The organism is Lysinibacillus sp. F12, from assembly GCF_057773605.1.
Genome location: NZ_JBYMLP010000001.1, coordinates 932,370 through 956,645 on the forward strand (window position 1 = coordinate 932,370; position 24,276 = coordinate 956,645).

Annotated in this window: 20 protein-coding genes; all 20 read right to left on the minus strand. The window is 38.4% G+C overall.

Annotated elements, in window-relative coordinates:
- Positions 1 to 100 precede the first annotated feature (100 nt).
- Positions 101 to 1,768 carry a ribonuclease J gene (locus tag AC3CH7_RS04780; protein ID WP_012293318.1) on the minus strand — a complete coding sequence of 556 codons (1,668 nt, stop codon included), beginning with the start codon at positions 1,766 to 1,768 and terminating at the stop codon, positions 101 to 103.
- Positions 1,769 to 2,027: 259 nt separating this feature from the next.
- Entirely contained in the window at positions 2,028 to 2,927 is a 900-nt protein-coding gene (dapA, locus tag AC3CH7_RS04785; RefSeq protein WP_012293317.1) for a 4-hydroxy-tetrahydrodipicolinate synthase, read from the minus strand.
- Between the two features lie 13 nt (positions 2,928 to 2,940).
- Positions 2,941 to 3,978 (minus strand): aspartate-semialdehyde dehydrogenase, encoded by a 1,038-nt coding sequence (locus AC3CH7_RS04790; RefSeq protein ID WP_012293316.1) that lies wholly within the window; start codon positions 3,976 to 3,978, stop codon positions 2,941 to 2,943.
- An 82-nt stretch (positions 3,979 to 4,060) separates the two neighbouring features.
- Positions 4,061 to 4,651, minus strand: a complete 591-nt coding sequence (locus AC3CH7_RS04795) for a dipicolinate synthase subunit B (RefSeq protein ID WP_012293315.1) — start codon at positions 4,649 to 4,651, stop codon at positions 4,061 to 4,063.
- Positions 4,645 to 5,424 (minus strand): NAD(P)-dependent oxidoreductase, encoded by a 780-nt coding sequence (locus tag AC3CH7_RS04800; RefSeq protein ID WP_012293314.1) that lies wholly within the window; start codon positions 5,422 to 5,424, stop codon positions 4,645 to 4,647. The genes AC3CH7_RS04795 and AC3CH7_RS04800 overlap by 7 nt, the downstream gene beginning before the upstream one ends.
- A gap of 9 nt (positions 5,425 to 5,433) precedes the next feature.
- Positions 5,434 to 5,697, minus strand: a complete 264-nt coding sequence (locus AC3CH7_RS04805; protein ID WP_012293313.1) for a YlmC/YmxH family sporulation protein — start codon at positions 5,695 to 5,697, stop codon at positions 5,434 to 5,436.
- A gap of 1,132 nt (positions 5,698 to 6,829) precedes the next feature.
- On the minus strand, positions 6,830 to 8,053 hold the full coding sequence (locus AC3CH7_RS04810) for a M16 family metallopeptidase (protein ID WP_031419006.1): 1,224 nt from the start codon (positions 8,051 to 8,053) through the stop codon (positions 6,830 to 6,832).
- A gap of 83 nt (positions 8,054 to 8,136) precedes the next feature.
- Positions 8,137 to 10,251 (minus strand): polyribonucleotide nucleotidyltransferase, encoded by a 2,115-nt coding sequence (pnp, locus tag AC3CH7_RS04815; protein WP_012293310.1) that lies wholly within the window; start codon positions 10,249 to 10,251, stop codon positions 8,137 to 8,139.
- A gap of 447 nt (positions 10,252 to 10,698) precedes the next feature.
- Positions 10,699 to 11,223, minus strand: coding sequence for a DoxX family protein (locus tag AC3CH7_RS04820; RefSeq protein ID WP_031419005.1), 525 nt, complete (start codon positions 11,221 to 11,223; stop codon positions 10,699 to 10,701).
- Between the two features lie 388 nt (positions 11,224 to 11,611).
- Positions 11,612 to 11,881: a 30S ribosomal protein S15 gene (gene rpsO / locus AC3CH7_RS04825; protein ID WP_008178982.1), complete on the minus strand. Its 270-nt coding sequence runs from the start codon at positions 11,879 to 11,881 to the stop codon at positions 11,612 to 11,614.
- 153 nt (positions 11,882 to 12,034) lie between these two features.
- A complete protein-coding gene (ribF, locus tag AC3CH7_RS04830) occupies positions 12,035 to 12,985 on the minus strand; it encodes a riboflavin biosynthesis protein RibF (RefSeq protein WP_012293307.1) in 951 nt (316 codons plus the stop codon).
- Positions 12,986 to 12,997: 12 nt separating this feature from the next.
- Positions 12,998 to 13,909, minus strand: a complete 912-nt coding sequence (gene truB / locus AC3CH7_RS04835) for a tRNA pseudouridine(55) synthase TruB (protein ID WP_012293306.1) — start codon at positions 13,907 to 13,909, stop codon at positions 12,998 to 13,000.
- A gap of 125 nt (positions 13,910 to 14,034) precedes the next feature.
- A complete protein-coding gene (gene rbfA, locus AC3CH7_RS04840; RefSeq protein WP_012293305.1) occupies positions 14,035 to 14,376 on the minus strand; it encodes a 30S ribosome-binding factor RbfA in 342 nt (113 codons plus the stop codon).
- 72 nt (positions 14,377 to 14,448) lie between these two features.
- Complete coding sequence (locus AC3CH7_RS04845) at positions 14,449 to 14,727, minus strand: DUF503 domain-containing protein (RefSeq protein WP_008178987.1); 279 nt, start codon at positions 14,725 to 14,727, stop codon at positions 14,449 to 14,451.
- The gene (gene infB / locus AC3CH7_RS04850) at positions 14,727 to 16,994 is read right to left on the minus strand and encodes a translation initiation factor IF-2 (protein ID WP_031419004.1); all 2,268 of its coding nucleotides are present in this window, start codon (positions 16,992 to 16,994) and stop codon (positions 14,727 to 14,729) included. The genes AC3CH7_RS04845 and infB overlap by 1 nt, the downstream gene beginning before the upstream one ends.
- Positions 16,995 to 17,008: 14 nt before the next feature.
- Positions 17,009 to 17,317 (minus strand): YlxQ family RNA-binding protein, encoded by a 309-nt coding sequence (locus tag AC3CH7_RS04855; protein ID WP_008178997.1) that lies wholly within the window; start codon positions 17,315 to 17,317, stop codon positions 17,009 to 17,011.
- Positions 17,314 to 17,592: an RNase P modulator RnpM gene (gene rnpM / locus AC3CH7_RS04860; RefSeq protein ID WP_036167453.1), complete on the minus strand. Its 279-nt coding sequence runs from the start codon at positions 17,590 to 17,592 to the stop codon at positions 17,314 to 17,316. The genes AC3CH7_RS04855 and rnpM overlap by 4 nt, the downstream gene beginning before the upstream one ends.
- A 136-nt stretch (positions 17,593 to 17,728) precedes the next feature.
- Positions 17,729 to 18,868 (minus strand): transcription termination factor NusA, encoded by a 1,140-nt coding sequence (gene nusA / locus AC3CH7_RS04865; RefSeq protein ID WP_012293302.1) that lies wholly within the window; start codon positions 18,866 to 18,868, stop codon positions 17,729 to 17,731.
- A gap of 30 nt (positions 18,869 to 18,898) precedes the next feature.
- Positions 18,899 to 19,369 (minus strand): ribosome maturation factor RimP, encoded by a 471-nt coding sequence (rimP, locus tag AC3CH7_RS04870; RefSeq protein WP_012293301.1) that lies wholly within the window; start codon positions 19,367 to 19,369, stop codon positions 18,899 to 18,901.
- 340 nt (positions 19,370 to 19,709) lie between these two features.
- Positions 19,710 to 24,041 carry a PolC-type DNA polymerase III gene (locus AC3CH7_RS04875; protein WP_426388305.1) on the minus strand — a complete coding sequence of 1,444 codons (4,332 nt, stop codon included), beginning with the start codon at positions 24,039 to 24,041 and terminating at the stop codon, positions 19,710 to 19,712.
- Between the last annotated feature and the right edge of the window lie 235 nt (positions 24,042 to 24,276).

Consider the following 24,276-nt stretch of genomic DNA (forward strand, 5'->3'; position numbering starts at 1 on the left):
TAGAACTCTAACATTCCAAAAAAAGGATTTTCCACCGCAATTGGGAGAAAATCCTTTTCCATTTACTTTTCCTCAAAGCCTTGACGATGAGTCATTTGTATTAATATTCCATAATGATTGGGATAATCATTGGACGACGCTTTGTTTTCTGGAATAGGTACGTATTTAAAGTATCACGAATTTCTTGCTTAATATTCGTCCATTCAAATGTATCTTTCCCGACATATTTTTCAATGACAGTCCTTGCGATGTCCGATGCCTCGACCATTAACTCTTCTGATTCACGAACATATACAAAGCCGCGTGATAAAATTTCGGGACCAGATGCAATTTTCTTTTGGGCACGATTTAATGTAACGACCACAATGAAAATACCATCCTGTGATAATAATTTACGATCACGAAGAACAATATTCCCCACATCGCCAACACCGATCCCATCGATTAAGACATTACCAGCTTGTACACGTCCACTCATGCGCATTTTATTATTTTTATATTCGACAATATCCCCTTTATCAGCGATAAAGATTTGTGATTTTTGCATGCCTAGCTGTTGAGCTAATTTAGAGTGAGCAATCAGCATACGGTATTCCCCTTGAACAGGAATAAAATATTTTGGCTGCATTAAATTTAACATAAGCTTTAAATCTTCTTGACTACCATGACCTGATACGTGCACATTTTTGCTAGAAGTTAGAATTTCAGCACCAGCTTTAGAAATGGAGTTCATCGTATTAGCCATTTGCACTTCCATACCTGGTGAAGGTGTAAATGTAATTAAAACTGTATCACCTTGCTTAATTTTAATATCACGATGATGCTTACGTACGATTTTTTCTAGAGCGTCTAAAGGCTCCCCTTTATTACCTGTTGTAATAATGATAATTTCATCGTCTTGATATTTTTGCATTTCTGAAATTGGAATAATCGTATCTTCTTCTACTGTTAAATAGCCAAGCTGTACACCTAAATCTACAGCCTTTTCTAATGGTTTCCCGACAATCACTACTTTACGGAATGATTTTTGAGCTTGGGCAAATACTTGTTGAATTCTAATAAAATTCGATGCATAAACAGCTACTAAAATACGTCCCGGTGCTGAGTGGAATGTTTTTGATAATTGTTCTTCAATGACAATTTCCGATGTCGTATAACCTGGTCGTTCAGCTTCACAAGACTCAGATAATAGAATAAAGACGCCGTCTTCCCCTAACTGGGCCATTTTCGCTAAATCAGGTTTAAATTTACCTGTCGCCGATTGATCGAATTTGAACTCTCCTGTATGAACAATCGCGCCTTCAGATGTATGGAACACCACCCCTAACGAATCGGGAATACTATGTGTTGTGTGGAAGAATGTTACATACGTTGAGTTAAAATTCATACGACTACGATTTGTTACTTCAAAAAACTTTACCTGATGTGGTGCAGGTAATTCTTTCAAATGTTCCTTTGCTAGAGCAATTGTTAATTTTGAACCGTACACTGGTGCTTTTATTTTTTGCAATACATAGGCAATAGAGCCAATTGCATCTTCATGACCGTGTGTTAAGAATATACCTTTCACACGCTCTTTGTTTTCTTCTAAGTACGTAATATCAGGGATTACGATATCTATGCCTAGCATCTCGTCCTCTGGGAACATTAAGCCGCTATCTACTACAAATAGCTCTTCATCAATTTCTACTACGTACATTGCTTTTCCAATTTCGCCCACACCCCCAAGAGGGATGATTCGAATCAATTCATTTTTCTTTTTTGTCAATTTATTTCCTCCTAAAAAATATCCCGAACAGCAACCACTTAACATTTATTATACGGTTTGCTAAGCTTTTGCACAAATTAAAAATACATGTTTCACATCAGAAATATATTTTCTTATCTTTTTCTTATTACTAGTAGATGGAAATACAGATATTGGATTTCTATAGAAATAGAGTTATTAAAGTATTTTTGAGGATGCAATGTTATGAATTTCTCAACTAAAAAACGAGGCTGATTTGAATAATCAGCCTCGTCTATATTTATCTAAAACTTCTCGCTTTTTCTTGATACGTATCCCAAATTTTATCAAAATTTTCCTTCTCTTCATCTGTCATTTCCATCATTGGCAAACGAACATTGAGTGTATCAAAGCCTAGTTTTGTCATCGCATATTTAATAGGTGAAGGGTTTGGTTGAGCGAACAGCGCACGTACAAGAGGTAATAATGCTCGGTGAATTTTGGCTGCTAGCTTATGATTTCCTTCTTCAAACGCTTTAATCATTAATTGCATGTCATTGCCTACTACATGAGCAGCAACGGAAATAACGCCTGCCCCACCTATCGCCATTAGTGGCAATGTTAGGCCATCATCTCCACTGTATACTAAGAAATCATCATCTGGATCAACATTTTCGATAACATCGCCCATCTGATCTAAATTGCCGCTTGCTTCTTTAATCCAAGCGATGTTAGGAATCTTACTTAGTGCAACAGAAGTTTCATAGGCCACATTCACACCAGTACGCCCAGGGACATTATAGAGCATGACTGGTAGACTCGTTTGTTTAGCAATCGTTTCAAAGTGAGCAAAGATTCCACGTTGATTTGGCTTATTGTAGTAAGGAGCTACAAGCATTATGCCGTCTGCTCCATTTTCTTCTGCTTTATGAGTCATTGCTATAGAGTATGCTGTTTCATTGTCCCCTGTACCTGCAATAACTGGCACGCGACCAGCTACCTTTTCTACGGTAAAACGAACAACCTCTATTTTTTCTTCGGTGGACATAGTTGGATTTTCAGAAGTCGTACCACAAGCAACTATACAATCTGTACCATTGTCAATCAAATGATTAATAATACGTTCTAATTCTGGATAATTTATCGTGCCATCATCTTTGAACGGCGTAATCATAGCCGTTCCAATTCGACCTAAATTCATCCTTACACCCCTCTTATAGTAAGTTATCCTCAAGCATTGCTTCTGCAATTTGGATAGAGTTTAATGCAGCGCCTTTTAATAGATTGTCAGAAACGATCCATAGATGGAATCCTTTTTTGTTGTCTAAATCTTGACGGATACGTCCTACAAAAGTAGCGTCCTCCCCTTCTGCATAAATAGGCATTGGGTAAGTTTGTGTTGCAATATCATCTTGTAATACTACACCTGGTGCATTGCGTAATACGTCAAAAATCTCTTGGATTGATGTTTCTTTCTCTACCTCAATATAAACAGACTCTGAGTGACCTGAAACGACCGGCACACGAACGCAAGTAGCAGCAACTTTTAGCTCTGGTGCATGCATAATTTTTTTCGTCTCATTAATCATTTTCATTTCTTCGTATGTAAATCCATTATCTGTGAATTTATCAATTTGTGGAATGACATTACGAGCGATTGGGTAATGGCGCTTATCACTACCAGATGGTAAAATATTTGCTTCTACATCCCTACCTGCTTCCCAGTTTGCGCTTTGTGTTTTTAACTCTTGAATAGCAGAAATACCTGCACCTGAAACCGCCTGATACGTTGAAACCAGCACTTTTGTTAATCCAAATGCTTTACGAATTGGCTCAAGCGCAGCTACCATTTGAATTGTCGAGCAGTTTGGGTTTGCAATAATCCCTTTATGCTTCGCCAGGTCGCCTCGATTCACTTCAGGTACAACAAGTGGTACCTCTGGATCCATTCGGAAATGGCTCGTATTATCAATAACTACTGCACCTCGCTTTGCTGCTTCGGGTGCAAGCACAGCTGATACAGAACCACCAGCTGAGAATAAAGCGACATTGACGCCTTCAAAAGCTTCAGGTGTCGCTTCTTCAATTGTATATGTTTGACCATTAAACTCGATTGATTTCCCTGCTGAACGTGCAGAAGCTAGAAATTTAATGTTCCCTATTGGAAATTTACGTTTGATTAATTGCTCCATCATTTTTGAACCTACTGCTCCTGTTGCTCCAACAACCGCAACTGTTAACTGCTTTGTCATCTGTCATCTCTCCTTGAATACATGTTCCATAATGTGTGCTATTGTATCACAAAAATACTGAAAATTGTGTGTAATCTATGATTTATTTGAAATATTGTATCAACAGCGGTTGTAATTGCTTTTTCTGAGTAATTGCTGCATGAACAGTATCTACCATTCGGTCAAAATCAGCAATAAGGGAATTGGGTTTGGAATGAGGAGAGTCCTGACCAAATGGGATAAAATAAATATTTTTGGCATTTAACAACTTCATTATATTGATACCATTTAAGCCGAGTGCATCATTCGTTGAAATTCCTAAAACTACAGGTGATCCATTACGTAAAGTTGCCTTTGCTGCCATAAGTACAGGGCTATCTGTTGCCGCATTTGCAAACTTACTAATACTATTACCTGTCATTGGAGCAATCACCATAGCATCCAGTGGATTGGATGGGCCAAATGGCTCTGCTTCTTTTATTGAAGAAATAACTTTTTCTCCAGTTAAAGCTTCTATTTTTGCAATCCATTCCTCCCCTGTACCAAAGCGAGTTGCTGCATGTAAAACGGAATGGGTAATGATTGGTATAACTGTAGCACCTACATCCATAAAATTTTGAATTTTAGGTATGACATCTTCATACGTACAATGGGAAGCTGTAATACCTAGGCCAATTCGTTTCCCCGTTAACAATTTTCTTCCTCCTCTATGGCCTTGCACAGAATTTCAGCAGCATTATGTGCAAAGTATTTCCCAGGCAATGATGGCAACAGCACATATGTTTGAAGTTGCTCAGCATCTATATCTAAGCAGCCTGGCTCTGAGGCTAAATCATATAAAACTGCTGGAACATGATCTTTAAACGATTCTGTAATCCATTTAGCTGGAATGGTATTAATAAATGTACCTTCATTAATTGACCATAAACGATCATCTAAGTCCGTAGCTTTATAGCCATATGCTTTAGCTTCACTCACTTGTACAACCGAACGTGCAACAATATGAACATTAGCTCCCATCTTAACAAGTAAAGAAGCGAGCATTTTGGCGATACGTCCGAAACCTGCGATTGTAAAGTTTTGTCCGTAAATACATTTTTGCTCGAGTCCGTAAAACGTGGCGATAAACCCCTCTGCTGTTAATCTAGCATTTTGCCAAATAAACGATTCTTGTTGCAAGTAGCAAAGGGATTCATTTTTTTCTAGCAGATGCTTCCAATGCATAGTTAAACGACCTGTATAGAATTTAACCTGTGATATACCATATAGCTGTTCCACTTCTATTTTTAAAGGAAGGATAGGTAGAATAATTTTATTTGGTTGAAATTCTAAAACAAGCTTATTTAACTCCTCGTTCCAAACTGTCGTTCTTTTATAAAACACTGTTCTCGATGGACTTCTTAACATTGTTGCTAGTTCCTTTAATCTGGAGTCCTCACCGATAACGAGCCATTTTTCGTTTTCCAAAAGCTCACCTCACTGTAAATATTCTGACTGTACTGTAGATGTCTTGTTAAATAAAATTCGATCTTCACCAATTAATATAATTTCGTTCCAAGGGATCATTTCACTAACTTTCATTTTCTTTTTTTGGAAAGGTAATTTATCTTTGACAATTTCAAAACCATGTATTTTTCCTGTTTGCACATCTAATAGGCATTCTGTATGAGCCAGGATGCCAAAATGTACACCGCCCTCAATTTGAATTAACTCTTTATCCACCATCTCAGATAGTAGCATTCCTCATCTCCCTCCTTGAGCCGTTACCTCAATATATGCCGAGTTTTTGTAAATCGTGCCCCCTACCAAAAGTAGGAATATATTGCATTCACACTCCCTTCTGTATGTAGTGTATATACACAGATATGTGAGGTGAGGAGTTTGCATATCCAGTTAAGCAATGCCAGTGATAAGCCCATTTATGAGCAAATCACTATCCAGCTCAAAGAAGCCATTCTAGCCAATAAATTCTAAGCAGGTGATTCCCTACCATCCATTCGCGCTTTAGCTAAGGATTTAAAAATATGTGTAATGACTACAAACATGGCTATGCCGATCTAGAACAGGACGGCGGCTTTACTGAAACAGTCGCTGGGAAAGGTAGCTTGTTACAGAACGTAACCAGGATTTCCTACGTGAGGAGCTTTTGAGACAGGTAGAGGAACATGTACAGAAGGCCGTAAGATTAGCGAAAACAGTTGATTTATCAAATGAAGAATTACAAAATTTATTCACTTTCATGTTAGAGGGGGATCAGTAAGAATGTATGCCCTAGCAATCCATGAGTTACAAAAGGATTTGAAGGATTTTCACTAAAAGGTGTAAGTTTTCAGTACCTCCAGGAACGGTAATGTGCTTCGTTGTTAAAAAAGGAATATGGCGATTTATTAATTTTTAACAAAAATCTTGTCGAGCATGAACAATCGATAAAAAAAGACATTGGCGTGGTTTTGGACGAATTACATGCCCTGAAACGCTTATTGCGACTCGGCTCGACAATGAAAAAGGGATTAAATCATGGAATACAGATTATTACTTTGAACGATTTGCTGTTCAGTCATGACCTTTATCCGGTGTCCCCATTTGCGCTCGGATACTGTCTTGACAGTCGAAGCATATGTAGTTTCTTGATGTTTTGTTACATCTTTTTTAATTTCTTGGTCTGTACCTTTCTCTTCTTGTTCAGCATATCCTACCCGTGCAGGTGATAATGCAGGTGCTCCAACATATAGCTAATTTTCCACATTTTATATTTCCTCGTGAATGGTAATGATTTACAATATTGATTACATGCCTAATTGATACTATAAAAAAAGAGGTGTCTCCATAATCATTTGAGACACCTCTCTTAAGGCTTTACGATGAGGTAATTTTATTCACTTGGTCCAATAATTGAAATAGCTGGCTCTGCCTTCAAAATTTTAGCAATCAATCGATCCACTGAGGCCATAGATACAGCATCTATAGAAGCTAATACCTCGTCTACTGTACGATGTTTACGATGAACGAGCTCACTTGTACCATTACGATTCATACGTGCGCCAGTTCCCTCTAATCCAAGAACAAAGCTACCCTTCAGCTGCTCTTTTGCATTATCAAGCTCTTCTTCTGTGACGCCACCCGCAACAATATCGAGTAAAGTAGCATCAATAGTATGTTGTAGCTGCGCTAATTGTTGACGGCTAGTACTGCCGTATATGGTGAACGCCCCAACATCTGCATAACAGGACTGGTATGAGAAAATGGAATATGCTAGTCCTCTTTCCTCCCGTACTTCTTGAAACAATCGTGAGCTCATATTGCCACCAATAATATTATTTAACGCAATAAAGCTATACATATCAGGGTCCTTTACACCAATAGCTGGGTAGGAAATAGCTAGATGTGCTTGCTCAGTATCTCGAATTTTTGAGATTTCTCCAGGATGAAATGAGGGATTTGTCAGCACAGGTGCAATCGCAACAGAAGAAGGCTGATATTGTCCAAATAATCGTTCAATCGTTGCCATTAGTTGTGGTGAAATATTGCCCGCAATGGAAATAACTACAGACTCAGGACCATAATGCTTAGCCATGTAATGTCGAATCGCCTCTGCAGTAAATGTCTTTAAAGTAGCTGCACTGCCCAATATCGGACGGCCCAGTGCATCATTTGGATACATGACACTCCATAGCTTTTCATGTACATCATCGTCTGGAGCATCTTCACTCATTAAAATTTCCTCTAATACCACTTGCCGTTCTTTTTCTAATTCTTCTTCTGCAAATGTAGAATTAAAAAACATATCAGCCAAAATGGAGACTGCTAGCTCTGCATGATGATCTAAAACTTTTGCATAATAACATGTATTTTCTTTAGATGTAAAGGCATTTAATTCTCCTCCTATCCGATCAAATTCTTCCGCAATTTGACGAGCCGAACGAGTTGCTGTTCCTTTAAACAACATATGCTCTATAAAATGTGTAATACCGTTCTCTTCAGGTAGCTCATAGCGTGAACCCGCATTAACAAAAATACCCAAAGCGACTGATCTTACATGGTTAATTTGCTCTGACACAATACGAACACCGTTCTGACATGTATGTACTTGAACCAAAAAATCTCCCCCAACTGTATATTTCTTTATTATGAATAAACTATTTAAAAAGGCTGCGCATTAGACGCAGCCTTTTATCTTTATTATTTTTGTTGTTCAGCGCGTTCTTTTTCCTCTTGTAGTACTACTTTACGAGATAAATTCACACGACCTTGTTTGTCAATTTCAATTACCTTTACTAGTAATTGATCGCCTAGTTTTAAGACGTCTTCCACTTGCTTAGTGCGTTCCTCTTGAATTTCAGAAATGTGAAGCAAGCCATCTTTACCTGGGAAAATTTCACAAAACGCGCCGAATTTTTCAATACGCTTCACTGTCGATAAGTAGTATTCACCTACTTTAGCTTCTCGTACGATATCCTCAATAATTTGTTTTGCACGTGCATTCATTTCTTCATTAGCTGAAGAAATATAGATTGTACCATCTTGTTCTGTATCAATCTTAACGCCCGTTTCTTCAATGATTTTATTAATTTGTTTTCCGCCAGGTCCAATAACATCACGAATTTTATCTGGATTGATTTTAACAATTACGATTTTAGGTGCAAATTCAGATAATTGTTTACGTGGCTCTGCAAGTGTTGCAAGCATTGATTCTAAAATATGCATACGGCCTACTTTAGCCTGTGTCAATGCTTCTTCTAAAATATTGCGAGATAACCCATCGATTTTAATATCCATTTGTAGAGCTGTTACACCTTTAGCTGTACCAGCCACTTTAAAGTCCATATCACCTAGATGATCTTCCATTCCTTGAATATCCGTTAAAATAGAATAATGTTCACCTTTTTTAATAAGGCCCATTGCAATACCTGCAACTGGTGCTTTTAATGGAACACCAGCATCCATCATAGCTAACGTGGATGCACAAATAGAAGCCTGAGAGGTTGAACCATTTGATTCAAGTACTTCTGATACACAACGAATTGTATATGGGAAAACTGATTCATCAGGAATGACTGCTTCCAGTGCACGCTCCCCTAAAGCTCCATGACCAATTTCACGACGACCTGGTCCACGAATTGGTCCTGTTTCACCAACCGAGAATTGAGGGAAGTTATAATGGTGCATAAAGCGTTTTGATTCTTCGACACCTAAACCGTCAATAATTTGCACATCACCAAGCGCACCTAATGTACAGATAGAAAGTGCTTGAGTTTGTCCACGTGTAAATAGACCTGAACCGTGTGTACGCTGTAATAAGCCTGTTTCAGAAGAAAGTGGTCGAATCTCGTCTAGCTTACGACCATCTGGACGAATTTTATCTTCAGTAATTTGACGACGTACTTCATCTTTTACCATCTTATCAAGAATTGTATAAACCTGCTTCATCGTGTCATCATCGGCTTCTTGCTCTTCATAGGAAGCAATAATACGATCTTTTACAGCTTGAATTGCCTCATCACGAGCATGTTTCTCAGCCGTTTGAATAGCATCATGCATATCAGTCTCACAAGCAGCTTTTATATCCGCTTGAATTGCTTCATCAATTTCAAATAATGTAACTGGTTTCTTTTCTTTTCCTACCTCAGCTACAATTTGCTCTTGGAATGCGATGATTTTTTTAATTTCTTCATGCCCAAACATAATCGCTTCTAACATTACCTCTTCAGGAACTTCAAGTGCGCCTGCTTCAACCATGTTGATAGCGTCTTTGTTCCCTGCTACAGATAAATGAATTGTCGATTGGTTCGATTGTTCCACTGTTGGATTGACAATGAATTCCCCGTCAATATAACCAACTTGTACACCTGCGATTGGTCCATCAAAAGGAATATCAGATATAGCTAATGCTAATGAAGAACCAACCATTGCTGCCATTTCAGACGTACAGTCAGAATCATTTGACATAACCATAGAGATTACTTGAACTTCGTTACGGAAACCATCTGGGAACATCGGACGAATTGGACGGTCGATTAAACGGCTCGCCAATATAGCTTTTTCAGATGGACGCCCTTCACGCTTAATAAAGCCGCCAGGAATTTTACCTGCAGCATATAGACGCTCTTCATAGTTTACTGTTAATGGGAAGAAATCAAGTGGTTTAGGTGATTTTGACATTGTGGCTGTAGATAATACTGACGTATCGCCATAGCGTACTAATACAGCACCGTTTGCTTGTTTTGCTAACTGTCCTACTTCAATTACAAGTGGACGGCCAGCCCATTCATAGGAATAGACTTTCTTTTCGTTCATTCAATGAACCCCTCTCTATTATAAAAACACTTACTTCGTCTGTATGTACTAATTGTAAGTGTACCAAAAATGCTTGTTCTATGCTAAAAAATATTTCATGAAATAATCATACATTTAAATTCAGTTATTGCCAATTTATTTAAGATTTATTTCTATATTTTATTGAAAAAACATTTTTATACTTTTGTTATATGGAATTAATTTAAATTGATTCCTTCCTGACGAAAAGTAATGTATGTAAATAGATATAAATGCTTCTTCACATTATTATTTCAAGTGCAGGCTATACACAATAGATTTATTATAACACGGTACTTGTCATACATCCTACTAGTATAAAGAAAGTTAAGTATGTAGTAAAGTTTAAGTGTGTCAAGAGAAGAAATTTAAAATAAATGCCCCGTCAAAATAGCATTCACGGGGCATTTCGCGTCTTCTTTATGTAAATTATGTCGTTTTAGACACCGGTCGACCTATTTTATCTTTGTTTTTTACTTTTTGGATCATATTGCTGAAAGCTGGTAGGACGAAACGATCCAATCCAAACTTACCGGCATTGAAGCCTGCTGCTGCTATAAAGATAGCAAGTAAAATATCCCAAGGGTTACTTGATATAGTACCTGCCATTAAAAATGCGAAGTTCATAACCATCCCAAAAAATGCAGCATATGTTGTTAAACATCCTAGTATTAATCCCAGGCCGACTAAAAATTCTCCCCATGGAATAAGGAAATTAATAATTTCAGCATTGGGTAAAGCAAATGATTCAATAAACTTTACGTATAGTGGATATGCTAAATCCTCACCGCTCGTTACTGGATTTGCTATAGCATTTGCTAAAAAACCGGATGCATCAAATCCATTCATCAATTTTCCCCAACCGGCTGTTAGCCAATGCCAACCTAGATATATGCGAATAATGGTCAAGATTCCTGCAACAATATTATTCTCTCTTAATATTTTGTTAAACATTCAACTGCACCTTCTCACCATAAATTTTGTTTTTACATTTCACAAGCTGAAGTAAGCTGTTATAGATGGTGGACTGTTATGAATGGCCATTCATTGCTATAAAAAAAACAACCACTATTGATTAGTTCATTGATTCAACTCTATTTCTTTTGTCGCATGGACAACAAAGGTAGATTACCATATAACTAGTTGAATTTGGTTGCGAAATGTGATTAGAATATATCATCCTTTTATTGACTAGAACATGTTTTTTCTAGCTCGTTCACCGGAGCGTAAAAAAGTTATGGCTGATTATCGAACAAAATATAAATAGAGACGAGAAATAAACCATCCTTTTATTCAAAAAAAAAAAGACTGTAGACAAAAGTTTGTCTACAGTCCGCTGTAATTAGCGACGTAAGCCTAAACGGTTGATTAGTTCACGGTAACGTTGTACGTCAGTTTCACGAAGATATTTTAATAAGTGACGACGACGACCTACCATTTTAAGAAGACCACGCTCAGAGTGGAAATCTTTTTTGTGTGTACGTAAGTGAGTATTTAGAGCATTGATTTCTGCTGTTAATACTGCAACTTGTACTTCTGGTGAACCAGTGTCACTTTCGTGAGTACGGTACTCAGCGATAATTTCGTTTTTACGTTCTTTTGTAATAGCCATTTGTATGGACCTCCTAAGAAAAATTATTTATCCCCATTAGCACAGTAAACGTTGGAGTCTTCGATATACCGAGCTAAGGTTGAGCATTATGCACTTATGAATGTTACCATAAATGATTGAGTCAAGCAAGTAAAAACCGTAGCTCAGTTGACTCTATTGTAAATCGTTAAAATATTGTATAGCTTCTTGTTTATCTTTTTCAATTTGCGTTTTTAAAGCATCAATACCGTCAAATTTTCTTTCGCTTCGTATACGTTTATACCAAGCTACATGTACTTCTTCGCCATAAATATTCTTATCAAAATTTAAAATATGAACCTCAATGGACAATTGCTTATCGTTCGGATCTTTAAACGTTGGTTTGTAGCCTACATTACAGACACCATCATACCAAGCATTTTGGACTAGCAGACGGACAGCATAGACCCCACTTGCAGGAATAAAAGTTCCTTCTAAAGCTTGGACATTTGCTGTTGGGAAGCCAATTGTTCGACCACGTTTATCTCCATGTACAACCATTCCGTTTATTTCAAATGGACGCCCTAATAATGTTCTCGCTGCTTCCATATCACCCTCTTGTAAAAGTTGACGAATACGGGTTGAGCTGATTTTCTCCACATCATCCGTCTTCTTCTCAACGATTGTCACACCATAATCCCCATTGCTTAATGCACGCATATCGTCCATTGTACCTTTACCAAATGCCCCAAATGAATAATCGAAGCCAGCTGTCACATGTTGTATATTTAATCCACGAATAAATGTATCAATAAATGCGGCTGGAGATAGTTTAGCAAAATCAGATGTGAAATGGACAACAAACACTGTATCCACGCCTTGTTCCTCAAAAAGCTGCAATTTCTGCTGTAAGAGTGTAATATAGAAAACCTTTTCGTTACGCCCTCCAAGGACTAATGATGGGTGCGGGTCAAATGTCATTACTGCGCTTGGAATTTGCCGCTTCTCTCCCTCTTCCTTTGCTGCCTTGATAACTGCCTGATGCCCTCTATGTACACCATCGAAAAAGCCAAGCGCTAATGAATAGGGCTGCATGCTCTCTCTTTGCTGTAATTGATGTGGGTATTTTAAATGAATGACCTCCATTGAAAAATCCTCCTACTCTATCGTCGGAAACATCTTGTGTGGTTTCATCAAGCCTGCCTTTGAAGGGTGAGCTTGATAAACCGCAACTGCCTTTCCATTGATTCCAAAGACAATTTTATCATGTATCTTTAACAATGTATCTGCTGGAAGCACTTGTCCATTAAAAATTTCTTTTTCATTGGCAGAAGTAATCTCAATATATGGATAGTCTGTTAATGCATACTCGACAGGTAAAATACAAGTAGCCACCTGCTCTTCATCCATGAGCTCAGCCACCTGTGCCAGCGTAAAACAGTTATCGCGCGTAAAGGTACCTGAAGCAGTACGTACGAGCTCTTTCATATGGGCTGGATAACCAAGTTCCTCCCCAATTTGGACAGCTAATGTACGGATATAAGTTCCTTTACTACAAGCGATACGAACAGGGAATGTAATCTCCTGTCCCTCGTAGGATTCATTGTCATCGAGAAGTTCTAGAGCATAAATGGTAACTTGGCGAGTCGGTCTTTCAACTGTCTCACCTTTTCGAGCATATTCATAGAGGCGTTTACCATTTACCTTAACAGCAGAAAACATGGGTGGAGTTTGTTCAATAATTCCTGTTAATGAAGCTAAAACCTCTTGTAATTGCTCACGAGAAAACTTTTTAATAGTCTGATCCTGTGCAACCGTTTCGCCCTCTGCATCCTCCGTTGTCGTTGTACGACCAATGGATATAATAGCTTCATAGGTTTTACCTGCATCTGTTAAATATTCTGCAATTCGAGTGGCTTGGCCAATACAAATTGGTAGTACACCCTCCACGCCTGGATCCAATGTCCCTGTATGTCCAACCTTTTTTGTACGTAAAATTTTGCGTAGTTTAAAGACACAATCGTGGCTTGTCATGCCTCTTTCTTTCCAAAGCGGTAAAATACCGTTCATATAAATCCTCCCAAATTGCCTTTAAAATAAATATTGCACCTAGCATATTTGCCAGGACAAAAAACTTCTTCATGAAGATAAAAAGCCTGCCTGCATGAACATGCAAATGGCAGACTTTTATTAGCTTATTCTTTGTGTAAATCTCTTAGCAAAGTATCAATACGATTTCCGTACTCAATCGATGAATCGAATTCAAAGATTAACTCTGGTGTACGTCGTAAACGGATACGTGAACCAATTTCTGATCGAATAAAACCAGAAGCCTTTACTAAAGCTTTAAGCGTTTCCTCGCGTTCACGTTCATTGCCTAAAGATGTGATATAAATAGTCGCTTGCTGTAAATCACCAGTTACCTCAACACCTGTAACAGTAACAAAACCAACACGCGGATCTTTAATTTTACGGCCAAGAATATCACCAAGCTCTTTTTTCATTTGCTCAGCAACACGGTTTGAACGTAGAGACATAATTTGTCACCTCTATTTCAGTACAGATAGTTGGTCTTTTTATGCTATAGTATCCCAACTACCTACTATTCCTTATAAATAGTCTCGCCACACATTAAGCTGTTCCCATGATGGATTTGACTCTAAATAATGGAGCGCGTGATTAATTTCCCGTTCAGCTGCTTCTTTCGATGATGAAACAGCTACAAGTGCTAATTTTGTGCGCTGCCATACATTTTGATGGTCAATTTCCGCAATAGAAACATTAAATTTCTGCTTTGTGCGGGTAATCATACGCTGTAAGACAGCACGTTTCTCTTTTAACGAATGGGCAGTTTGAATGATAAATTCAACCTCTGCGTATACAATCATTATACTCGTTTAACTTCTTCCATAATGTAGGCTTCAATAATGTCGCCTTCTTTAATATCGTTGAAGTTTGTAATAGTAATACCACATTCGTATCCTCTTGCTACTTCTTTTACTTCGTCTTTGAAGCGCTTAAGCGTATCTAATTCACCTTCAAAAATAACTACGTTATCACGGATTACACGTACGCCTGAATCACGCGTTACTTTTCCTTCAGTTACATACGAACCAGCAATTGTACCAACTTTTGATACTTTAATTGTTTGGCGAACTTCTGCTTGCCCAATAATTTTTTCTTCAAATTCAGGATCAAGCATACCTTTCATCGCTTGCTCAATTTCTTCAATTACTTTGTAAATGATACGGTGTAAACGAATATCTACGCCTTCTTCTTCTGCAGCACGTTTTGCATTGACATCTGGACGTACATTGAAACCAATAACAATAGCATTGGAAGCAGCAGCTAGAGAAATATCAGATTCCGTAATGGCACCTGCACCAGTGTGAATAATTTTCACATTTACGCCTTCTACATCAATTTTCATTAATGAAGCAGCCATTGCTTCTACAGTACCTTGTACGTCTGCCTTAACGATTAAGTTCAGCTCTTTCATTTCGCCTTGGCTCATTTGCTCAAATAAGTTATCAAGCGTTACACGTTGTTTTTCAGAACGTTGTGCTTGGATAGCTGACATCGCACGAGTTTCCCCAACTTGACGAGCTGTTTTTTCGTCTTCAAAGACAACAAAACGGTCTCCTGCTTGAGGTACATCATTTAAACCAGTAATTTCTACTGGTGTTGATGGTCCAGCTTCTTTCACACGACGGCCTTTGTCGTTCACCATTGCACGAACTCGACCAAATGTATGACCAACAACGATTGGGTCACCCACTTTTAATGTACCATCTTGCACTAACAGCGTAGCAACTGAACCGCGTCCTTTGTCTAGCTGAGCTTCAATGACTGTTCCAAGTGCTAAACGGTCAGGGTTTGCTTTCAATTCTCCTACTTCGGCAACAAGTAAAATCATTTCTAGTAATGTGTCAATGCCTTCACCTTTTAATGCAGAAATTGGTACGAAAATTGTTTCTCCGCCCCATGCTTCAGGAACTAAGCCATGTTCAGTTAATTCTTGCATTACACGATCTGGATTGGCTGATGGTTTATCCATTTTATTCACAGCTACAATGATTGGTACTTCCGCTGCTTTTGCGTGATTGATTGCTTCTACTGTTTGTGGCATTACACCATCATCAGCAGCTACTACTAAAATGGTTAAATCTGTTACTTTTGCACCACGTGCACGCATTGTTGTGAAAGCAGCGTGTCCAGGTGTATCAAGGAAGGTAATTTTCTTGTCACCTTCTGTTACTTGGTAGGCACCAATATGCTGCGTAATGCCCCCAGCTTCACCTGCAGTTACTTTAGTATTACGAATTGAATCTAATAATGTTGTTTTACCGTGGTCAACGTGACCCATGATTGTTACAACTGGCGGACGTTCTGATAATTCAGCTTCATTTACTTCTTCTGTTTGCTCGAAGTGTGTCTCTAAGTCCGTGATATCTACACGAATCTCCTCTTCCACTTCTACACCATAGTCTGCGCAAATTAATTCAATTGCATCCTTATCTAATTCTTGGTTAATTGTTGCCATTACCCCAAGCATAAATAATTTTTTAATAATTTCTGATGGCTCACGGTGTAATTTTTTTGCTAATTCTGCCACTGATAATGATTCAACAAAAGTAATTTTTTCTGGAAGTTCCTTTTGTTTAACTGGTATTGATGGTTGATGCGTTTTTGGATGGCGACGTTTGCCTCCATGAATCCCTGGTTTTGGACGTTGGTTGTAACCACCGCCACCTCTACGATTATTATTATTGTTATTATTATTATTTTGTGTCATATTTCTATTTTGATTACCTTTTGTATTCTTAGATTTTTCGTTAGACGAATTTGAGTGTTGCTGATTATTTACTTTAGGCTTAGAAGTAGCAGATTGCTGCCTTTGACCTTCTTGCTTTTTCACCGAATGGTTTTGTTGGCCATTCGATTGAGATTTTTGTGAAATGTTTTGAGTTGCTTGTTTTCCTACATTTTTCTCAGGTGTTGCTTTAAATGTTTGGTTTAACTTTGACACGATGTCTTTCTCTAACATAGACATATGATTAGTTACACTCACATTTAATTTACTAAGTGCTTCAATAACCTCTTTACTCGTTTTATTCACTTGTTTCGCATATTCATGAACTCTGATTTTGGTCATCTGCTCACCCCCGATTATTTTTCGTTGAGTAGACTAGACAATTTACTTGCAAAACCTTTATCGGTAATCGCTAAAGCCACTCGGGCCTCCTTACCTGTAGCATGTCCTAGATCATAACGATCTCCAATTACATGATACTCAACGTTGTAGTACGTGCACTTATCTTGAATTTTCTTACTTGAGTTTTTAGAAGCATCGTTTGCAAGCAGTACTAACTTAGCATTGCCATTGCGGACTTCCTTTACTACTAACTCTTCTCCTGAAATCACTTTACGGGCTCTTGCCGCAATTCCAAGCAAATTAAATATTGCTTGATTGATCATAAAATTGACTCCCTACGAATTAGCAAAATAAGCTCCTCGTAAATTTCTTCAGGTATTTTCACATCAAGTTGGTGCCCCAATACATTTTTCTTACGAGCGATATCGATTGCCTTCTCTGATTTAGAGACATAGGCACCACGCCCAGGTTTTTTCCCGGAGACATCTACACTTACTTCGCCCTCTTTCGAACGAACAACACGTATCATTTCTTTCTTAGGTAGCATTTCTCCAGTTGCTACACATTTACGAAGAGGTACTTTTTTGTTAACAGCCATAAGAATCACCATTCCTCTCTGAAGCTTGTCGTAAGAGGTGGACAAGTCATGCTCTACTTGACGCTCTGACAGTATTCAGTCGGCGTAGGGGGCCCACTGAATACTGTCAGTTAACTCGTCACACGGGCTTTCTTACTTATTCTTCGTCGTCCTGATATAAGTCTACTGCCACTTCTTCAAAATCACTTTCTTCATCCACAGCAGGTACGAAAGTGCTTGTAGCAGACGGATAGATACCTAATTCACGTGCATCTGTCTCACTCTTAATATCAATTTTCCAGCCAGTAAGCTTTGCAGCTAATCGTGCATTTTGTCCACGTTTACCAATAGCTAGTGATAATTGATAATCTGGTACAACAACCGTTGTAGATTTTTCTTCTTCGTTTACTTGTACATCTAAAACTTTTGATGGACTAAGCGCATTGGCAACGAATACAACAGGATCTTCCGACCATTCTACGATATCGATTTTTTCACCGTTTAGTTCGTTAACAATCGTTTGTACACGAGCACCTTTAGCTCCCACACAAGAGCCTACTGGATCTACTTCTTCATTGTGTGCATAGACAGAAATTTTTGAGCGATCTCCTGCTTCACGAGCAATCGATTTAATCTCTACAATTCCTTCATAAATTTCTGGTACTTCCATCTCAAATAATCGGCGTAATAAGCCAGGATGTGTTCGAGATACAATCACTTGCGGACCGCGTGTTGTACGTTCAACCTTTGTAATATACACTTTAATGCGATCATGTGGATGGTAAGTTTCGCCTTGGATTTGTTCATTGACTGGCAATGCAGCCTCAACTTTTCCTAAACCTACATAAATATTTCGCGCATCTAAACGTTCCACAACACCAGTTACGATATCATCTTCACGATCGACATATTGCTCGTAGATTAAACCACGTTCCGCTTCACGTACACGTTGTGTTACTACCTGTTTGGCTGTTTGTGCAGCAATACGACCGAAGTTACGTGGCGTTACTTCTTGTTCCACGATATCTTCTAATTGATAAGCAGGGTTAATAACCTTTGCGTCTTCTAAAGAAATTTGTAGACGATCGTCCTCTACTTCTTCCACAACATCTTTACGTGAAAACACACGAATAGAGCCCTTATCTAAATTTAAGTCCACACGAACATTTTGTGCTTGGTTAAAGTTGCGTTTGTAAGCTGTAACTAATGCCGCTTCAATTGCTTCAATCAACACATCTCTTGAAATTCCTTTTTGTTCTTCTAGCGCATTCAGCGCATCTAACAAATCACTACTCATTTTGTTTTCACTCCTAAATATGCATTATGCTTAAAAATCGATGGCTAGTCGTGCCAATGCGATTTTTTCTTGTTCTATTGTTACTGTAATTTTACGCGTTTTAATGCGTACTTCCATCACTAATGTATGTTCCTCGTAGGATGTTAAGTAGCCTTGGAATTCCTTCATGTCCTTAATGGGCTTATAGGTTTTTACATAAATAAACTTACCAATTGCTTTTTCAAAATCAGCATCCTTTTTTAATGGACGCTCCGCTCCAGGTGATGAAACTTCTAAATAATAGTTTTGTGTAATTGGGTCTTTTTCATCCAATAACAAACTTAGTCGTTCGCTTACTTGAGCACATTGGTCAATGTCGATGCCACCTTCTGGTGTATCAACATAGACGCGTAAAAACCAGTTACGTCCTTCTTTTACGAACTCAATATCCACTAACTCCAGATTTAACTCATCTACTATTGGTTTAGCGAGCTCTTCAATTAAAGATGGTACTTTGCTCATTATTTCCTCCTGTATCTATTCTAGCGTGTCAATCATTCATTACAGTATTGGTGGTGTAATGAACCATAATAAAACAGAAATTCCACCAGTTGCTTTGGTGAAATTTTACGGTCTTACCTGCTGTTAGTCAAAATTTGTTTTGCTACGGTATAACAACAGAAAAGAGCGGGTAAGCCCCACTCTTTTGCTGGAAAAATATCAACAAATTATTACCATTAGAATAGCATAGTTCTTGGTATAATGCAAATTTCCTTCATGAAAGATAACCATATTGTGACAGGATTTTGAAATGACTAGATTTTACAGATCAAACTTTGAATGATTAGCAGCTCATTGATCCTTAAAAGAGTGATAGCTGATTAGCATCCGGCATTCCTTCCAAACAGCCCAACTGATCCATGTATTCGATTAGTGTTTTCGAAACACGACCGCGTTGCTGTAAATCTTCCTTCGATAAAAACTCTCCATCTTCTCGAGCAGCCACTATCGTTTTGGCTACGTTCGTACCAAGTCCTGGGATTGCATCAAAAGGTGGAATTAATGTATTGCCTTCAATGACAAATTCACTTGCCTGTGAGCGGTACAAGTCAACTTTTTGGAAGCTCATGCCTCGCTCACACATTTCCAGTGCTAGCTCCATCACTGTTAATAAGTTCTTTTCTTTTGTAGAGGCATCTAGACCTTTTAAATTGATTTCGTCAATACGGGCCCGAATCATTTGTGAACCTTGAACCATAGCAATTAAATCAAAGTCATCTGCACGTACCGTGAAATATGCTGCATAGTACAGGATTGGAAAATGGACCTTAAACCAAGCAATACGAACCGCCATTAATACGTATGCGGCAGCATGGGCTTTCGGGAACATATATTTTATCTTTTTACATGACTCGATATACCATCCTGGTACTTTATTGGCGAGCATCTCTGCTTCAAATTCCTCTGATAAGCCTTTCCCTTTACGTACAGACTCCATGATTTTAAATGCTAACGATGGCTCTAGACCTTGGTAAATTAAATACACCATAATATCGTCACGACAACCAATTACTTCTTTCAAGACACATGTCCCGTTATGAATTAATTCTTGTGCGTTACCTAGCCATACGTCTGTTCCATGAGATAATCCGGAAATTTGCACAAGCTCTGAGAATGTAGAAGGCTTTGTATCCTCTAACATTTGCCGTACGAAGCGAGTACCGAATTCAGGAATACCTAATGTTCCCGTCTTACAGCCAATTTGTTTTTCAGTTACACCTAACGATTCAGGTGAACTAAAAATTTGCATAACGACAGGATCATCAGTAGGAATCGTTTTCGGATCTATTCCTGATAAATCCTGTAGCATTCTAATAACTGTCGGATCATCGTGTCCAAGTATATCTAGTTTTAAAATATTATCATGAATCGAGTGGAAGTCGAAATGGGTTGTGCGCCATTCTGCATCCTGAGCATCTGCTGGGAACTGTACTGGAGTGAAATCAAAAATATCCATATAATCAGGTACTACGATAATTCCCCCTGGGTGTTGCCCACTAGTTCGCTTAACCCCTGTACATCCTTGCACTAAACGATCCACCTCAGCTCCGCGGAAATGTAAGTTGTGATCATTCGCATAGCCTTTGACATAACCATATGCTGTTTTCTCCGCCACCGTACCGATTGTTCCTGCACGGTACACATAATCCTCACCAAATAATACCTTGGTATAATTATGGGCCTTCGGCTGGTATTCACCAGAAAAGTTTAAATCGATATCGGGTACCTTATCCCCTTTAAAGCCAAGGAAGGTTTCGAATGGGATATCTTGTCCATCTTTTTTATAAGGTGTTCCGCATTCTGAGCAGTCTTTATTCGGTAAATCAAAGCCTGAGCTAACCGAACCATCATCAAAAAACTCGGAATGCTTACAATTTGGACAAACATAATGCGGAGGCAATGGGTTAACCTCCGTAATTTCCATAAAGGTTGCCACTAATGAAGAGCCTACGGAACCACGAGAACCTACTAAATAACCGTCAGCTAAAGATTTCTTAACCAGCTTCGCAGAAATTAAATAAATTACACCAAAACCATGTCCTAATATAGATTTTAGTTCTTTTTCAATTCGAGCTTTTACAATTTCGGGTAGCTCCTCACCGTAAATATGATGAGCCATTTCATACGTTAAATTGGTTACTTCATCATCAGAGCCTTCAATTTTTGGTGTATATAAATCATCCTTAATCGGCTTAACATCTCCAATGCTATCAGCTACTTTTTGTGCATTCGTCACAACAACTTCTTTAGCTAGATCTGGTCCTAAGAAATCAAATTCTTTTAGCATTTCATCCGTTGTTCTAAAATGCACCTCAGGTAGTTTGGATCGATTTAAGATGTTTGCACCACCTTGAGAGCCAACAAGTATTTGTCTAAACATAGCATCAGTTGGGTCTAAATAATGAACATTTCCCGTTGCGACAACTGGTTTATCGAGCTTCTTCCCTAACTTAACAAGCTTTCGAATGATATCCTCTAATGTCCATTCATCACGGACGACATTCCGTTCAATTAATGGTGCATATACCGCCTTCGGTTGTACCTCAATATAATCATAGAATTTTGCCACCTGTTCGGCTTCTTCCGGTGATTTATTCATCATCGTTTCAAATAATTCACCATTACTACAACCAGAACCGACTAATAAACCTTCTCGATATTGCTCTAGAACAGCTCGTGTCACACGAGGAACTCGATAGAATGTCTTTGTATGGGAGTGTGAAACAATTTTAAATAAATTCTTTAAGCCCGCATTATCAACAGCTAAAATAGTACAATGCATCGGTCGACCTTTTTTATAGGCATCCCCACCACCGATATGTTTATTAAAATCATCATGGTATTTAATGACTAATTCATCGGCATCTTTTAATAATTGTAAAAGTAAATAGCCTGTCGCCTCTGTATCGTATATCGCTCGGTGATGTTGTGTTAATTCAATATTGAATTTTTTACAAAGTGTATTTAAACGGTGATTTTTCATTGTAGGGTAAAGTAATCTAGCTAATTCTAATGTATCAATGACTGGATGTGTTGTTCCTTCAAGACCAAATTTTTTATAGCCTGTATATAAGAAACCAATATCAAATGACGCATTATGAGCAACAACAATCCCATCCCCAATAAATGCATGAAACTCTTTAATGACTTGCTCTACTTCTGGGGCATGACGAACCATATCATCGGTTATACCTGTTAATTCAATGGTCGTTGCTGAAAGCGGATGATGCGGGTTTGCAAAGCTTTCATATTTATCGATGACATGGCCATCTTTAATCTTTACTGCCGCCAGCTCAATGATTGTATCGTAAGCAGTGGATAATCCGGTTGTTTCCACGTCAAAGACAACATAAGTGGCATCTGCTAATAAGCGATGCTCTGGGGCATATGCAATAGGTACACCATCATCGACTAAATTAGCCTCCAAGCCATAAATTACTTTAATGCTATGTTTTTTCCCTGCTGCATAGGCTTCTGGGAAGGATTGTACAACAGCATGATCTGTAATAGCTACTGCTGGATGACCCCATTTTGCTGCCTGTGCAACAAGACGATCAACGGGCGTCACAGCGTCCATTTGACTCATCGGTGTATGCAAATGTAGCTCTACTCGCTTTTCACCCTCTGGTGCCAGATCCTGACGTGTTTCTTTTTTTATTTCATTAATATCATTCGCCATGACGATTAAATCACGAATAAATGTGTCTGTTTGGACGGAGCCTCGAACTTTAACCCACATTCCCTTTTTTAGGTGCTGCATCAATTCGGCATCGTCATTATCACGTGAGAACATTTTGACGATAATAGAGTCCGTATAGTCAGTAATTTTAATTTGTAATAAAGAACGGCCACTTTTCAGTACTTTAATTTCCGTATCAAAGACAAAGCCTTCCACAATAACACGGCGTTCTTCTTCAACAATGCGTTTAATTTCCATAATTTCATCATCTTTAATATGCATACCAAGCTGGAATGGACGATCACCAAGGTTCGCAATAGCTGGATTGTCCTTCTTCTCCTGCTCTCGTTTTTGGAAGTCCTGCATCGCTTGTTGAGATAAAGCCGCTTCTTCCATACGTTTTTGTTCCATAAACGCTTCCTGAGCAGCAATCATTTCTTCAGTTTGTTCTTGAAGTACAAAGTCTATCACCATTTTTGGAAAACCGAATTGACAATAGCTATCTGCTAGCTTGTCGGCATACTTCGTTTTTAACATCATAAATTCCATTTCCTGCATACAGGCCAATGTAATTTTCTGACCATTCCACATCGGCACTTGAGAGATGAGGCAATTTTTCAAAGTTGGTGCCATCTCATCAATTTGCTCGACAACATTTAGCCAATAAGCTTGAACAAGTTCCTCCGTTACACTTTTCTCTTGTGTCTCAATGGTTGTATAAACTTGTGCGATTGCTGAAAATTTATCTGTTAAATGGGTACGGAAAAGCTGGTAAAGCGGAAATGGCAGTATATCACGCAATTGAATAGTAAAATGCCATAGTCTATCCTTTTTATGGACTGTTAGCCGTGATAACTCACCTTCCTCGAAAAATGACATGTACACATCATCTGTTAACTCTAGTTGCTGCAAAAGCATTCGAAATCTCGTTCTTGCCTCTTGTTGCTGTTCCAATTTATCGACACCTACTTTCAGGAGGAGGCAGTCCATATAAGCCTCATATTCTAATTTATCTTCAACATAGGACAAGAATGCCAGAAAAAAATTCGCTCCCTAACTGCGGGCGCTCTTCAAGCTTAACAGAGAGTCTAAACTATCTGTTTTGTTTGCTTGGCTCACTGTCCCGCAGAATTGTCGCGAATTTATTTATCCCTATTTTATCAAAATTACATGAAAGCCTCTATTAGAA

Coding starts and splice junctions, on each gene's coding strand:
- dapA (WP_012293317.1), bottom strand. CDS start 2,927: ATGAATTTAGGTCGAATTGGAACGGCTATGATTACGCCGTTCAAAGAT.
- AC3CH7_RS04790 (WP_012293316.1), bottom strand. CDS start 3,978: ATGACAAAGCAGTTAACAGTTGCGGTTGTTGGAGCAACAGGAGCAGTA.
- AC3CH7_RS04805 (WP_012293313.1), bottom strand. CDS start 5,697: ATGCTACTATCTGAGATGGTGGATAAAGAGTTAATTCAAATTGAGGGC.
- pnp (WP_012293310.1), bottom strand. CDS start 10,251: ATGAACGAAAAGAAAGTCTATTCCTATGAATGGGCTGGCCGTCCACTT.
- AC3CH7_RS04820 (WP_031419005.1), bottom strand. CDS start 11,223: ATGTTTAACAAAATATTAAGAGAGAATAATATTGTTGCAGGAATCTTG.
- rpsO (WP_008178982.1), bottom strand. CDS start 11,881: ATGGCTATTACAAAAGAACGTAAAAACGAAATTATCGCTGAGTACCGT.
- ribF (WP_012293307.1), bottom strand. CDS start 12,985: ATGGAGGTCATTCATTTAAAATACCCACATCAATTACAGCAAAGAGAG.
- truB (WP_012293306.1), bottom strand. CDS start 13,909: ATGAACGGTATTTTACCGCTTTGGAAAGAAAGAGGCATGACAAGCCAC.
- rbfA (WP_012293305.1), bottom strand. CDS start 14,376: ATGTCTCTACGTTCAAACCGTGTTGCTGAGCAAATGAAAAAAGAGCTT.
- AC3CH7_RS04845 (WP_008178987.1), bottom strand. CDS start 14,727: ATGATTGTATACGCAGAGGTTGAATTTATCATTCAAACTGCCCATTCG.
- infB (WP_031419004.1), bottom strand. CDS start 16,994: ATGACCAAAATCAGAGTTCATGAATATGCGAAACAAGTGAATAAAACG.
- AC3CH7_RS04855 (WP_008178997.1), bottom strand. CDS start 17,317: ATGATCAATCAAGCAATATTTAATTTGCTTGGAATTGCGGCAAGAGCC.
- rnpM (WP_036167453.1), bottom strand. CDS start 17,592: ATGGCTGTTAACAAAAAAGTACCTCTTCGTAAATGTGTAGCAACTGGA.
- nusA (WP_012293302.1), bottom strand. CDS start 18,868: ATGAGTAGTGATTTGTTAGATGCGCTGAATGCGCTAGAAGAACAAAAA.
- rimP (WP_012293301.1), bottom strand. CDS start 19,369: ATGAGCAAAGTACCATCTTTAATTGAAGAGCTCGCTAAACCAATAGTA.